Here is a 13,402-nt window from a genome sequence, read left to right as displayed (position 1 = left end):
GGGGTCATGACGCGCTTGCCGTTTTCGATGGTGAAGAGCTTGTCGCCGTCGAAGTCGTCGCTGGTCTTCAGGTACTTCTTGGCGAGGCGGACCATGATGTTGTCAGCTTCGTCGTGGCCGTCGCCTTCGGTGAGTTCCTCCTTGAGCAGGCTACCTGCGGTCATAATCAGGATCAGGCCGAAGATGTAGAACACCCAGGCGAAGGAGTTGATGATCGCTGCGCCGAGGAAGATGAAGCTGCCGCGCGCCAGGATTGCGAAGATGATACCGAAGAGCAGAACCTTCTGCTGGTTCTCACGGGGGACACGGAAAGTGCCCATAATAATCATGAAGACGAAGAGGTTATCGACCGAGAGAGCTTTTTCGGTGATGAAGCCTGCGTAGTATTCGGTGGCGGCGACGGAGCCGTCCGCCACGAAAATGTACAGACCGAACAGCAGCGCGAGGCCGATGTAAATACTCGACCAGATGGCCGCTTCTTTGAGGGTGGGTTCGTGCGCCTTACGAACGTGGAACACGTAGTCGAAGATCAAAAGACCCACGATGATGAGAGCAGTAACCAACCATTGCAACCCGGTAATTTCCATGGGGAGCCTTTCTCGTGGTGTGCGTACAGGACCACAAGTCTCTCCCGCCGGCCTGAATGGAGGTCGGCCCGATTCACCGGTTAGGCGCCTTCGGCTAACGTGCTGACGATGAGTCGATTGGTGGGATACTCCCTTGCTCGGTGAACGATTATACAGCAGGTTGAGGTTTTTGCACAGGAGCCCCTCCGGAGAGTTTTCATGAGCGGCGTTCTGGGTGATGAATACGCGCTGTCTTTAACTGGCGGACCGGTAGATTAGTACGCACGCCTCCACGCGCGCGAAGAGGGGCTCGAAGTTACCACTCCGAGCCCCTCACAAGTGAAGAGCCTCCGCGGTTTAGAAACCAGCGGTATGGGTTTAGATATTCAATTCACGCAAACGTGCTACAAGCTGCTGACCCAGGTCAACGCCTGCAGAACGAGCAATATCTTCGGTGCCCGGCATGCTCAATGCGCTGTACACGTACACGGGTTCCGCCCACTTCATGCCTGAAAACACAGTGCTATTCTCCAGGGGGTTGAAGAGTTCAGGGAAGTTGTTCGGCAGCTTCTCTGCATAGGTTTCTGCGTTTCCACCGGCACTTGCGGCAACTACGAGAGTCTTACCCGCAAGCTTATCGCCGCCGCTACCGTAGGCAAATCCGTAGGTGAAGACATCATCTAGCCACTGCTTAAGCAAAGCGGGAACCGAGTACCAGAAGACGGGGAACTGCAGAACGATAACGTCCGCTTCCACGAGAGCCTGCTGTTCTGCGGCGATATCAAATGAACCGTTGATGCGGTGGGATGCAATTTCGCGCACCTCTACGTTTTCTCCCAGGGCCTCAGTGACAACACGGAGAGCCTCAGCGTTGGCGGTCGAGAGTTCGGGAGCGGGGTGACCGTAGATGATAAGAGCCTTAGACATATGCCCTCTTTCTGTACTGTAGTTTTCTATTAGTAATTGTGAGTGGTTCCAGCAGGATGAACTAGAGCTGGAGTTAAATGCACTGCATTGATCAGCTGATGCGGGATCCAATGAGCGCAGTCTTTAGCAGGCACTGCTACTAGTTGGCAACAGTGAAGCGGCGACCCGGGTGCTTGGGCTCTTCTGCCTCGTCAACCAGGGCGACAGCGAAGTCCTCGGCGCTAATGAACTCACCTGCGGGGGTGTCCAGTGCGGTGTTGTACTTGCCGGTGCGCTCACCCGGTGCGATTTCGAACGCCGGGGAGACCAAGGTCCAGTTCAGACCCTCGGAGGCGCGGTACTCGTCGAGGATCTGGGCGAATGCGCGCGCCTCGGGCTTGTACTCTTCGGGGAAGCCTTCGCTATCAACGAAGCGGTTGCCGTTGCCGTCCTCGAGGGAGCCGGCACCGCCGACGACCAGCAGGCGACCGCTCGGTGCTGCCGCGATCAGTGCTCGGTGCGCGTCGATGACCGGCTGCGCGGAGGTGCCGCGACCTGCAGAGACAGCGATGATGGTGACGTCGTGGTTGTTGACGATGTCAACCAGAGTTGCGGTGTCTGCAAGGTCGATGCTGTGGGCGGTGGTGCCTTCGGGTGCCTTGCCGGAGCGGGTGTATGCGTCAACCTGGTGGCCGCGGGAGACTGCCTCTGCTGCGGTGCGTGCGCCGACCATGCCGGTTGCGCCGATGATTGCGATGTTCATGAGGGGTTCCTTTCGGAGTGGTTTCTGAGGTTTTACCTTGCGGTTTTTTCTTGCGGGGTTCCGCGTGATAGTTTTATAGTATCTAATAGATACCGGGTACCTCAAGGTAACTAATAGGGTTTTGAGAAAATATTTAAAAATATTTTCTCGCACCCCTCCCCCATCAACAACCCCTCAGCAGATTGAAAAGACAGTAGCTATGACCACCACGCTCACCTCCCCCGCACGCGAAACTGTAGAGTCTACCCACACCCCGCAGGACGATTTTCCCGCCAATATTCTCACCAGCGCCTGCTCCTCCCGCACCGTGATGCGCCACCTCACCGACCGGTGGACCCCGCTCATTGTTGCGGCGCTCTCCGAACAGCCCGTCGCCCGCTTCGGCGAACTCAAGGCGATGATTCAGGGCGTCTCCCCCAAAGTCCTCACCCAGACCCTGCGCTCCATGGAACGCGACGGCCTGGTAGAACGCCGGGTCACCGCGTCCATTCCGCCGCGCGTGGACTACGAACTGACCGCGCTCGGCACGACCCTCATTGAGCCGATGGCCGCCCTGCGCCACTGGGCGCAGGACAATATGCAGGCGGTGCTCGAAGCCCGCGAGCGCTACGATGCCGCCGCGCTAGAGAACGGCGACGTGTAAACAAGGCTCAGCGTAAAAAGCACAACGTAAAAAGGCACAAGCGTAGACCCGCCCGTTGCGAACCAGCACCGCACGACAAGCCCGCATGAAAGTAGCCCTCCCCGTGAACTATTACGGGGAGGGCTACTTTTCATTCAGCGAGGAGATTCAATTAGGAGGTCGTCATATTGAAGGTCGGCGGGGTGAAAGCAATCGCGTTCACCTGCTTGTTCGTATCAATCTTGCCGTTCTCACGAATCGTCGGGACGGTAATAACCACCTCGAACTGGTACATGCCTTCCATGAGCTTATCGCCACGCAGCGCAAAACGCGCAGAGATGCCGGTCGCCGGATCGTTCACGCTCGACGCAAACGGAATGACCTGACCCTGAACGGTCTGAGTCTTGCCGTTGCGGGTCATGACGGTTGCCTTGCCGGTCGGGTCGGTCGTGAAGATCTGGCGGTCAATGATTTCACCCTCGGGCGAGAAGAAGTATATGTCCATGGACGGGTGCAGGTGCGTGGTGCCGGCCGTCGCCTCCAGCGCGGAGACGTTGTAGGTCATCACGAACTCGCCGCAGTTCAGGTTAAGGTCACCCTCGGGGCCGTGAGTCGCCTCGTACACGGACATGAGGCGGATCGTCGCGGGGTTCGGGGAGGTTGCATTCTCCATGGACCACCACGCCTGACCGGTCACCGGCGCAGTCACGGGCTTGTTCTTGGTGCGCGATTGCAGGGCGCCGCTGGCGGGGTTGGTGATCATCCAGCCGCCGACCTGGGTGAAGTCCGGGCCCTTAACCGTCTTGCAATCATCAGCCGAGGCAGCGAATGCGGGTACCGCAGTGGATGCGGCAATAGCGGGCACAGCCCAGAGCGCGCCGCGGGTGAGGCTGCGGCGGGTAACGGAACGAGCTCCCGTGGTGTGTGCGCCTGTAGGGTTATTCGAAATAGTCACAGATTTTTCTTTATTGTTCGGAAGCATCACGGTGTTATTTGACACGTAAAACACTTTGATAGTCTACAGCATGTATCTGCACTCAGTGGAACTTCACGAGCAATGAATTATCCCATGGCGAAAAACCCAAGTCAGACCCCTAAACACCGGGCTTAGAGCACGGTGTTTAGGGCACCAAGTTTAGAGAACGGGGTTTAGGCGTGACCCGCCTCCTTCATCAGGCGCAACTCCTTCTTCAAATCGGCAAGCTCATCACGCAGACGCGCCGCCAACTCAAACTGCAGGTTCTCCGCCGCCACGCGCATCTGCTCGCTCATCTGCTCAATCAAATCCAGCAGATCCTCCGCCGGTGCCGCCGCCAGACCGTCGGCACGAACGCGCGCCTCCGCACGGGCGAGAAGCTCCTCCGACTCCGGGGTGCTCGTGGCAATCTTCGACGAGGTCGCAGAACCGGTCTTCGCACCAGCACTCACCGTGCGGGCACCCTTCTTACCGCTCTTCCGCAGCTGCAGAAGCTCGCGGGTGTCCTCTTCCTCGCGGGCGAGAACATCCGTAATATCGGCAATCTTCTTACGCAGCGGCTGCGGGTCAATGCCGTGCTCGCGGTTGTACGCCTGCTGAATCTCGCGGCGGCGGTTCGTCTCATCAATCGCCACGCGCATAGAATCCGTAATCTTATCGGCATACATGTGCACCTGACCGGACACGTTACGCGCCGCACGACCGATGGTCTGAATCAGCGACGTGGTCGAACGCAGGAAGCCTTCCTTATCGGCATCCAGAATTGCAACCAGGGACACCTCGGGCAGGTCCAGGCCCTCACGCAGCAGGTTAATACCGACCAGCACGTCAAAGGTGCCCAGGCGCAGCTCACGCAGAAGCTCCACACGGCGCAGAGTGTCAACGTCGGAGTGCAGGTACTGCACCTTCACGCCGTGCTGCAGCAGATACTCGGTCAGATCCTCCGCCATGCGCTTGGTGAGGGTCGTGACCAGCACACGCTCATCACGCTCAACACGCACGCGAATCTCCTCAAGCAAATCATCAATCTGCCCCTTGGTCGGCTTGACCACAATCTCCGGGTCAATCAGACCGGTCGGGCGAATAATCTGCTCCACATAACCATCAGCCTGCGACAGCTCATACTTACCCGGAGTCGCCGAAAGGTAAATCGTCTGACCGATACGCTCCAGGAACTCCTCCCACTTCAGCGGGCGGTTATCCATCGCCGACGGCAGACGGAAACCATGCTCCACCAGGGTGCGCTTACGGGACATATCGCCCTCATACATGGCACCAATCTGCGGGACCGTCACGTGCGACTCGTCAATAATCAGCAGGAAATCATCCGGGAAATAATCCAGCAGACAGTTCGGGGCGCTACCGGGGGCACGACCGTCAATGTGGCGCGAGTAGTTCTCAATGCCATTGCAGAAGCCCATCTGCTCCATCATTTCCAGGTCGTAGGTGGTGCGCATGCGCAGACGCTGCGCCTCCAGCAACTTGCCCTGGGATTCGAGGGTCTGCAGGCGCTCGCGCAGCTCATCCTCGATGGAGGTAATAGCCTTCGCCATACGCTCCGGGCCAGCAACATAGTGGCTTGCCGGGAAGACGTACATCTCCTCTTCCTCGCGAATCACCTCGCCGGTCAGCGGGTGCAGGGTGTAAATCGCCTCAATCTCATCACCGAAGAACTCAATGCGGATCGCGTTCTCCTCGTACATGGGGATGATTTCGACGGTATCGCCGCGCACACGGAACGTGCCGCGGTGAAAGTCCATATCGTTACGCGCGTACTGCATCGCCACGAACTGGCGTAGCAACTCGTCGCGGTCAATCTCCTCACCGCGACGCAGAGTCACCATCTGCTCAATGTACTCTTCGGGCGTGCCCAGACCGTAAATGCAGGACACGGTCGCAACCACCACCACGTCACGGCGAGTCAGCAGGGAGTTCGTCGCCGAGTGGCGCAGACGCTCCACCTCCTCGTTGATGGAGGAGTCCTTCTCAATGAACGTATCGGTCTGCGGCACGTACGCCTCAGGCTGGTAGTAGTCGTAGTAGGAGACGAAATACTCCACCGCATTATTCGGCAGCAGCTCACGCAGCTCATTCGCCAGCTGCGCCGCCAGAGTCTTATTCTGCACGAGCACCAGAGTCGGACGCTGCACCGCCTCAATCAGCCAGGCTGCGGTCGCGGACTTACCGGTACCGGTAGCACCCATCAGCACAATATCCTTCTCACCGTTCTGCACACGCTCGGTGAGCTCGGCGATAGCCTTCGGCTGATCACCGGCAGGCTGGAAGGGGCTGACCACTTCAAAGGGGGCAACAACGCGGTTAATTTCGGGTGCGTAACTCATGTATCCATCCTAGGGGAAAGCCGCCCGATGCGCGCCCGGATTGGTCGCCCCTTTTCTACTGGCGCAATAACCCCAGACACGACGGGTAACAAGCCATCACTATGAAAGTGCCTAAATTCATAAAAGAGGTGGTGCAAAAGATAAGGGACGTGCTGCTGGTTCATATGCATCACCGGGCAGGAGGCGAGAGGAAGCATTCTTCCGCACAATAACGGTGCTCTGCGGGGCGGCCGCCCTCCCCCGCATCCTCCATCGCTCACGGGCGCCATCGCTCACGGGCACCGCACCGCAGAAGATAAGCGGCAACACATAAAGACTTATGGCGGGCGCACCGCCCCCATACCCTTTGCCTCTTTGATGTGGCTCACATATGTTTAGAGCGCATACACACGAGACACGGGACCACAAGAGCACACGGAAGGACTCCATGAGCACGAGCACGGAGGTGACCTCCACCAGCACACCAGCCGCCAAGACCGAGCGCCGACGCCTCTTCGCGTCCTCGTACCCGCTGATTATGCTCATCGCCCTTGCCATTCTGCTGGGCGTCGCCTATCTTTCACTCATCACCGGCAGGTACCCGCTGGAGCTTGACGAGCTCTTCCGCGTTCTCGGTAAGAACTGGTTCGGCATGGACCTGAAAGTCTACAAGCCCGCCGAAAACATGCTGCTGACCGTGCGTATTCCGCGTCTGCTCGCCGCCGGGCTCATCGGTGCCGCCCTCGCCATTGCGGGTGCCACTTTCCAGGCGGTATTCCGTAACCCGCTGGTTTCCCCGTACCTGCTGGGCGTTTCGCAGGGTGCGTCGGTGGGTGCCGCCTCCGCCATTTTGCTGGGTGTGGGCACGAGCATCGCCATTCAGGGTTCCGCCCTCGCCGGCGGCCTCGCGGCAGTACTGCTGACCGTGAGCATTCCGCGCCTGCTCAAGAATCAGTCCACGCTCATGCTGGTGCTCTCCGGCGTAATTGTGGGTGGCTTTGGCACCGCCGCGCTGGGTGCGTTGAAGTTCATTGCGAACCCTGAAACTCAGCTGGCGCAGATCGTGTTCTGGCAGATGGGTTCCCTGCAGGACGTACGCGCGGAAGCACTCACCCAGTTTGCGCTGGTGGCGGTGCCCTGCATCCTGTTGCTCTTGGCGATGCGTTGGCGCATCAATATCCTCTCGCTCGGTGACGATGAGGCGCGCACCCTCGGCATTAACCTGACTCGCACCCGCGGTATCACCATTCTGCTGGCAACCCTGGTCACCGCGACCAGCGTGTGTATTGGCGGCCCGATTTCTTGGGTGGGCCTGGTCATTCCGCACCTGTGCCGCCTGCTGGTTGGTAGCGACACGACCAAGCTCATGCCGCTGTCCATTCTGATGGGTGCTTCGTTCATGATGTTCGTCGATACCCTGGCGCGTAGCCTCACCAGCGCGGAGGTGCCTCTGAGCGTGCTGACCGGCTTCATTGGCACACCGCTGTATGTGGCGCTGCTGCTGTTTGGAAAGGTTCGGGTGAAGTAATGTCCTCTTCCATTCCCGATACTCAGCACAGCCCCGATACTCAGCACAGCCCCGATATTCAGCACAGCGCGGATGCGAGCGCTGAGGTTCTGCTGCACCTGGACGATGCGGGCTTCCATTACGGTCACCGGGGCAAGCGCATCAAGCGCCGCCGCGCTGATCTGCACCGTTCCGGACCCCGCTCCAGCCGCTGGATTTTCCGCAACGTGAACCTGCAGGTACGACGCGGTGAGGTGCTCGCCATTCTGGGTCGCAACGGTGTGGGTAAGTCCACCCTGTTGAACTCCCTGATTGGTTTGCATTCGCTCACCGAGGGCACCGTTCACCTGGGCGGTGAGCCGCTGGATTCTTTGACCGCGGCCGAGCGTGCCCGCCGCATCGCCTACCTTCCGCAGATGGAGGGGCGCGGCATCTCCTACACCGTGACCGAGTACCTGCTGATGGGTCGCGCACCCTATATCGGGTTGTTCTCTTCGCCCTCGCGCCATGACCGTGAGCAGGTGCACACCGTGATAGAGGAGCTGGGTCTGCTCGATTTGGCGCACTCCCCGCTGGATCAGCTGTCCGGTGGTCAGCGTCAGCAGGTGGGCATTGCCCGAACCCTGGTGCAGGACGCCCCGCTCATCGTTCTGGACGAGCCGACGAGCGCCCTGGATGTGGCGAATCAAGCGAAGGTTCTGCGGAAGATTCGGCAGCTGCGCGATGCCGGGTACGGGGTTATTTTTACGACCCACAACCCGGATCACGCCCTCATGTTGGATGCGACCGTCGCCCTACTCGGCGCGCACGAGATACCCGACACCGTGCCCGACACCGCACCAAACGCTGCACCGCAGGTACCTGCAGATGCGCCAGCTCAGCTGTTGGCGGGCCGCGCATCCGAGGTGCTCACGAGCGAGGTTCTCTCACGCACCTTCAAGACCGACCTGACCGTGACCTACTCCCCCGAGCTGGGTCGCTCCAGCGTGCACATGACGAGCCTCGATATCTGAGGCTCCGCAGCTTTTAGATTTCCGGCGGTGGTTTGGGCGGCACACAAGAGATGCGGTAGAGGTGCCCTATGTCTTGTGAGGGGCGTATCCCTAGCACGCCTACCCCACCCAGGCCACCGCCGGGTTATTCACCCACCCTGTCAACACAGAAAGACACACCATGAAGATTACGAAGTTCCACACCGGCGTTGCCCTGACCACTTCCCTGCTGTTGGCTACGCTGACCGGTTGCGGCGCCGCGAACACCGCCTCCTCCTCGGGTTCGGCATCGAGCTGGGTGTCCGCTTCCGCATCCTCTCAGAGCTCAAAGAAGCACACCAGCTTCTTCGTGAAGGATAACGGCGACGGCACCAAGGTCATTAAGGACATTGACGGCAAGGAAGTCACCGTCCCCACCACCCCGGAGCGCATCGCTGACCTGTGGCACGCAAACAACCAGGTGGTTCTGCTGCTCGGCGGGGCTGAGAAGCTGGTGTCCACCACGACTAACGTGAAGTCCCTGGCATGGTTCAAGCAGGTCTACCCCGGTATTGAGAAGGTCGACGCGCCGGTAAAGGGCACCGACGTGAACATGGAGCAGCTGCTTGCCGATAAGCCGGAGGTGCTGCTCGCATCCTCGAAGGAGCAGATTGCGAAGGCCGCCGAGGCTGGTATCCCGGCGGTGCACGTTGAGTTCCAGAACTTCGCTGATCTGAAGCGCACCATTGAGCTGACCGCCGAGGTTATTGGCACCGATGAGGCGATTGAGCGTGCCGAGAAGTACCTGGCGTACCTGGAGAAGAACGAGAACCTCATCAAGGAGCGCCTCAAGGACGTCACCGATACCCCGAAGGTACTGCACATTTCCGGCGGTTCTGACCTGACCAAGGTGGACGGTTCCAAGTCTCTGATTGGCGAGTGGATGAAGCTTTCGGGCGCGAAGAACTCCCTGGACGGTGTGGAGAATCTGAAGAACATTTCTTTGGAGCAGATTATTGCTTCGCAGCCGGATTACATCATCATTGGCGGCGCGGATGCACAGAAGGGCGTTGACGCGATTAAGGCTGACGCCGCGTGGGCTGACGTTCCGGCGGTGAAGAACGGCAAGATCATTAAGAACCCGGTCGGCACCTTCAACTGGGACCGCTACTCCGCCGAGGAGGCTCTGCAGATTCTGTGGGCGGCAAAGCTGTTCCACCCCGAGAAGTTCACCGACGTTGACCTGGTGAAGGAGACCCGCGAGTTCTACTCGACCTTCTACGGCTACCAGCTGACCGAGGATGAGGCGCAGCGCATCATCAATGATCAGGGCCCGGCAACTAACTAATTTGCTGGCGGCCGGTTAGTGACCGGCTAGTTCGTTAAACACGTACCGCCCAGGACCGTGCTCACAGCATGGTTCCGGGCGGTATTTTATTGGGTCGCAGCGTTAGTTGACCGCAGCGTTAGCGCACCTCCACGGTCGCTCCGGCGAGGCTCATCAACGCCCGGTTCGTCAACGGAAGGTACCCGTTCAGGGCGCTCAAAATCAGCTGCATCGCGCGCTCTTCGTCCTCCACGCTCAGCCCGCGCGGAATACCCACACCCGGCACGCAGATACGCTGCTTATACAGGTCAATCACCGCGCACACGGTACGGTTCGGCACGCCCAACACCGGCAGCATGCCTCGGTGATTAACGGTGCGCAGACCCTTACCGACCACGGCGGCGGTGCGGATATCCGGGCGGGCACTCCCCACAAACCGGGAGGCACCCGCACCGTTCGCAAAAGCGGCAGGGTCGGGAATACTATTGGGCACCGCGCTCTTCTCGTTCAGCGCAGACAGCAGCGGCTCCCCCACGGCGGCAGTGACCGCCACGTAGCGCACCTGCCGGTCCATGGCGTTGAGGAAGTCCAGTTCCGCGTACTCCTCCACGCGGTAGTTCTCGACCAGACCGGCTTCACCCGAGGCGGTTTCTTCCACGGTTCGAGTGATGACTTCTTCATCGTAGAAGCTTGCCACGCACACCTGCGGGGCGCCACGCTCAATGCGGGCGCGGCACTGGTAGTCGTCGTCGAGCAGCCAGAGGGACAGCTCGTAGCCGTCGGGCACATCGCGCACACCGGTCGCGAGCAGCACTTCGCTGCCGTCCAGGGGGAACGGCTCCCAGCTTGCCGGCTCGAACGCGTTGAGGGCGCCGTCCAGGGCGGGGTTGCAGGATCCAAGGCTCGGCGCCTGCTCAGCCGGGGTGAACGCCTCGGTGGAGGGCATGGCGATGGTGAGCCCGCGCATCCTACCGGCGAGGCAGAGTTCAACCGCCATGAGCATGTGACCCGCACCTTCACGGCTGAGTGCGGGGCTCTGAACCAGGTGCGCCACACCGGAGTTATCCAGGCTGAGATGTTCGCCGACTCCGCGGGCGGCGTTGGAGTAGCGGTTGTGCAGGCGCACCAGCTCGTCAATGGGCAGGGCGCGGCCCACGGCGCCGAACGCCTGGGCGATAGCGTGAACATGTTCGGGGAAGACGCGGCAGAGCCTGCCGAGCTGACGGGCAAACTCCGCCGGACGCTGCGTGAGCACGCTCAGCAGGGTGCCGAGGTTCTGCTGGCGGTAGGCGTTGAGCAGCTGGGCGACGGTTGCGGGTTCAAGCTGCTCGACAGTACCCCTCTTGGGGAGGCGCGCTCCTGCGCGGTTGAGGGTCGCGGTGCCGCCGCGGCTGCCCGCGGACTGCTCCGATGAGTTTTTACCTGCTTGTTCGCCTACTTGTTGATGGTGGGTTCCCGGCTGCGTCACGTTTTCACGACCTTGAGCTCTTCAGAGCGTTCGTTAGCTGATTCTTCGTAGGGTGACGGGCGGGACTCAGCGCCTACCGGCAGATGGTTCGCACACACACCACCGTCCACCGGATCGTATAGTACCGGCATACAGCTGTGCCTCGTTCCTTGAGCAACTAAGCTATAGCTCCAAGACGTCAGCATCAGGACCTCAGCGCTGAGATAGTACCCAGTTCTCCGCGCTGAGATGTCAGCGTTGAGCCCCGCCCGTCGGTGCGGGCGCGCACATTCCCTCGTGGAGGCGCCGGGATGGGTTACCGCTGGTAATGAACCCGTTGCCCGTGCCGTGGAGGGGTGCGTGCGTTCCGCAACGCTTTTTAGGCTATCAGCTTTAGCAGGCAATTACTAGGGTTAGAGTAACTATTAACTAAGGTTGAGCTATCTTTCAGATTTTGAGAACTTTACACGGGCACTTTAGCCCGCAAAGTCTAGGACCAGCAACCGCCTAGACCAGCAATCGTTTAGACCGTTAAACCTAGACCGGCAAATCCACCCACTGCGTATCGCCCCAGGTCACGCTCGCCGCACCGGAACTCAAGCTCACCACCAGCTCCTCGGCACGCTCCAGCTCCTCCGGGCGGTCAAACACACCCAGGGAAATCGTGGCGCCCTCCGCACCGTACTCGGTGCCCAGCACGTTCAGACCGGCGGCGCGAATTTCGTTCTCCAGGCGGCCCGCATCCGCATGCGAACTGGGCACCTGGCCCACGCGCAGACGCTCGCGCGAATCAAATAGCGCACCGTCCAGGGTCTGCACCACCGAATCAGTGTAGGCACGCACCAGACCACCGGCGCCAAGCTTAATGCCGCCGAAATAGCGCACGACCACGGCAACAACATCCGAGAGGTCCGTGGTGCCGTCCTCGCGGGTCTGACGCGCCAGCAGCGCCTGCATCATCGGCACACCGGCGGTACCGGCGGGCTCACCATCATCGGAGGAACGCTGAATATCGCGGTCAGCACCAATAATGAACGCCGAACACACGTGGCGGGCGTCGTGGTAGGTCTTGCGCACCGACTCAATGTAGGCGCGCGCCTCCTCAACGGTGCTCACGCGCTTGATGTGACCGATAAATTCGCTACGCTTAATTTCGAGGAGGCTCTCATAGGGCTCATCGCCGCGCGGCACAAGGTAGCGGTTGGCGCGAGTTTCTTCCTGCATGTGTCCTCCTCTGATCAGTACCTATCTATTGTGGCACAGCCCGTCAGGAGCACCGTCTCATGCCCCAGCCTTCCTCCCCCGCTTCTACCACCCTGCGCCGTTACGCCCTCACCGGCGGTATCGGCAGCGGCAAGAGCACCATCGCCTCCCTTTTCGTTGAGCAGGGCGCGTTCCTGGTGGATGCGGACGCTATCTCCCGTTCCCTCATGGAGCCCGGCGAGGCGGTGCTCGCCCGCACGGTCGCGGAGTTCGGTGAGCATCTGCTCGATGAGGACGGCCGCCTCAACCGCCCCGCCCTGGCGCGTATCGTGTTCAATGATGAGCAGGCGCGCCTGCGTCTGAACGCGATTGTGCACCCCGCTATTCGTGAGCGTGCCGCGCAGCTGGTGGAGCAGGCACAGTCCGAACCCGGTTTTAGCGGCGTGGTGCTGGAGGATATTCCCCTGCTCGTTGAGACCGGCGACCCGTCCGCCTTTGAGGGCGTGGTCGTGGTGCGCACTCCCCTGGCGACTCGCCTGCAGCGCCTCGTGTCTTCGCGCGGCATGAGTGAGGAGGATGCGCGCGCCCGCATCGCAGCGCAGGCAACCGACGAGCAGCGTGAGGCGGTCGCCACCTGGGTTATCGATAATGGCGGTTCTTTGGAGGAGACCGCCGAGCAGGTGCGCGCCGTGTGGCGGCAGATGACCGCCGCCTAAAGATAGCCCCCGGCAACACCGGGCACACGCCCCAAACCCCAGACCCCAACGCCCCCGCCCCCGACTCGCTCAGCCGC

The 13,402-nt window shown here is 60.5% G+C and carries 12 protein-coding genes and 1 pseudogene; 5 read left to right on the top strand and 8 right to left on the bottom strand.

From position 1 onward, the window contains the following. From Q0216_RS01680 to Q0216_RS01670, 3 genes and pseudogenes are all read right to left on the bottom strand, one after another. A pseudogene (locus Q0216_RS01680) lies at nt 1-587 on the bottom strand (TerC family protein); the annotation flags it as partial. Between the two features lie 357 nt (nt 588-944). Then, on the bottom strand, nt 945-1,493 hold the full coding sequence (locus tag Q0216_RS01675; RefSeq protein WP_298592434.1) for an NAD(P)H-dependent oxidoreductase: 549 nt from the start codon (nt 1,491-1,493) through the stop codon (nt 945-947). A gap of 139 nt (nt 1,494-1,632) precedes the next feature. Then, entirely contained in the window at nt 1,633-2,235 is a 603-nt protein-coding gene (locus Q0216_RS01670; protein ID WP_298592432.1) for an NAD(P)-dependent oxidoreductase, read from the bottom strand. 199 nt (nt 2,236-2,434) lie between these two features. On the opposite strand from Q0216_RS01670, the gene Q0216_RS01665 reads away from it, so the two are divergent. Next, nucleotides 2,435-2,878 (top strand): helix-turn-helix domain-containing protein, encoded by a 444-nt coding sequence (locus Q0216_RS01665; protein ID WP_298592430.1) that lies wholly within the window; start codon nt 2,435-2,437, stop codon nt 2,876-2,878. Between the two features lie 151 nt (nt 2,879-3,029). Here the strand turns inward: Q0216_RS01665 and Q0216_RS01660 are convergent, their stop codons facing one another. Continuing rightward, nucleotides 3,030-3,812: an ornithinee aminotransferase gene (locus Q0216_RS01660; protein ID WP_298592428.1), complete on the bottom strand. Its 783-nt coding sequence runs from the start codon at nt 3,810-3,812 to the stop codon at nt 3,030-3,032. Between the two features lie 194 nt (nt 3,813-4,006). Beyond that, a complete protein-coding gene (gene uvrB, locus Q0216_RS01655; protein WP_298592426.1) occupies nt 4,007-6,175 on the bottom strand; it encodes an excinuclease ABC subunit UvrB in 2,169 nt (722 codons plus the stop codon). Between the two features lie 427 nt (nt 6,176-6,602). On the opposite strand from uvrB, the gene Q0216_RS01650 reads away from it, so the two are divergent. The 3 genes from Q0216_RS01650 to Q0216_RS01640 all read left to right on the top strand — a co-directional run bounded on the left by Q0216_RS01650 (nt 6,603) and on the right by Q0216_RS01640 (nt 9,980). Beyond that, nucleotides 6,603-7,682: an iron ABC transporter permease gene (locus Q0216_RS01650; protein WP_298592424.1), complete on the top strand. Its 1,080-nt coding sequence runs from the start codon at nt 6,603-6,605 to the stop codon at nt 7,680-7,682. Next, a complete protein-coding gene (locus tag Q0216_RS01645; protein WP_298592422.1) occupies nt 7,682-8,674 on the top strand; it encodes an ABC transporter ATP-binding protein in 993 nt (330 codons plus the stop codon). The genes Q0216_RS01650 and Q0216_RS01645 overlap by 1 nt, the downstream gene beginning before the upstream one ends. 160 nt (nt 8,675-8,834) lie before the next feature. Then, nucleotides 8,835-9,980, top strand: coding sequence for an ABC transporter substrate-binding protein (locus Q0216_RS01640; RefSeq protein ID WP_298592420.1), 1,146 nt, complete (start codon nt 8,835-8,837; stop codon nt 9,978-9,980). 118 nt (nt 9,981-10,098) lie between these two features. Here the strand turns inward: Q0216_RS01640 and Q0216_RS01635 are convergent, their stop codons facing one another. The 3 genes from Q0216_RS01635 to Q0216_RS01625 form a co-directional block, all read right to left on the bottom strand. Next, nucleotides 10,099-11,427, bottom strand: a complete 1,329-nt coding sequence (locus Q0216_RS01635; RefSeq protein WP_298592418.1) for a 2-oxoglutarate dehydrogenase — start codon at nt 11,425-11,427, stop codon at nt 10,099-10,101. Further along, nucleotides 11,424-11,558, bottom strand: a complete 135-nt coding sequence (locus Q0216_RS01630) for a hypothetical protein (protein ID WP_298592416.1) — start codon at nt 11,556-11,558, stop codon at nt 11,424-11,426. Before Q0216_RS01630 ends, Q0216_RS01635 begins: the two co-directional genes overlap by 4 nt. 385 nt (nt 11,559-11,943) lie before the next feature. After that, nucleotides 11,944-12,630 carry a YigZ family protein gene (locus Q0216_RS01625; RefSeq protein ID WP_049346454.1) on the bottom strand — a complete coding sequence of 229 codons (687 nt, stop codon included), beginning with the start codon at nt 12,628-12,630 and terminating at the stop codon, nt 11,944-11,946. 59 nt (nt 12,631-12,689) lie between these two features. Here Q0216_RS01625 and coaE point away from each other — a divergent pair, with 59 nt between their 5' ends. Continuing rightward, nucleotides 12,690-13,325 carry a dephospho-CoA kinase gene (coaE, locus tag Q0216_RS01620; protein ID WP_298592413.1) on the top strand — a complete coding sequence of 212 codons (636 nt, stop codon included), beginning with the start codon at nt 12,690-12,692 and terminating at the stop codon, nt 13,323-13,325. Nucleotides 13,326-13,402 lie beyond the last annotated feature (77 nt).

Origin of the sequence: uncultured Rothia sp., from assembly GCF_937976295.1 — a bacterium.
In the GTDB taxonomy this organism is placed as follows: Bacteria; Actinomycetota; Actinomycetes; order Actinomycetales; family Micrococcaceae; genus Rothia.
This window is presented reverse-complemented; position numbering and strand designations above follow the sequence as displayed.

Excerpts from the sequence above, each read along its gene's own strand:
- Q0216_RS01675 (WP_298592434.1), bottom strand. The coding sequence starts at position 1,493 with ATGTCTAAGGCTCTTATCATCTACGGTCACCCCGCTCCCGAACTCTCG.
- Q0216_RS01670 (WP_298592432.1), bottom strand. The coding sequence starts at position 2,235 with ATGAACATCGCAATCATCGGCGCAACCGGCATGGTCGGCGCACGCACC.
- Q0216_RS01665 (WP_298592430.1), top strand. The coding sequence starts at position 2,435 with ATGACCACCACGCTCACCTCCCCCGCACGCGAAACTGTAGAGTCTACC.
- uvrB (WP_298592426.1), bottom strand. The coding sequence starts at position 6,175 with ATGAGTTACGCACCCGAAATTAACCGCGTTGTTGCCCCCTTTGAAGTG.
- Q0216_RS01650 (WP_298592424.1), top strand. The coding sequence starts at position 6,603 with ATGAGCACGAGCACGGAGGTGACCTCCACCAGCACACCAGCCGCCAAG.
- Q0216_RS01645 (WP_298592422.1), top strand. The coding sequence starts at position 7,682 with ATGTCCTCTTCCATTCCCGATACTCAGCACAGCCCCGATACTCAGCAC.
- Q0216_RS01640 (WP_298592420.1), top strand. The coding sequence starts at position 8,835 with ATGAAGATTACGAAGTTCCACACCGGCGTTGCCCTGACCACTTCCCTG.
- Q0216_RS01630 (WP_298592416.1), bottom strand. The coding sequence starts at position 11,558 with ATGCCGGTACTATACGATCCGGTGGACGGTGGTGTGTGTGCGAACCAT.
- Q0216_RS01625 (WP_049346454.1), bottom strand. The coding sequence starts at position 12,630 with ATGCAGGAAGAAACTCGCGCCAACCGCTACCTTGTGCCGCGCGGCGAT.
- coaE (WP_298592413.1), top strand. The coding sequence starts at position 12,690 with ATGCCCCAGCCTTCCTCCCCCGCTTCTACCACCCTGCGCCGTTACGCC.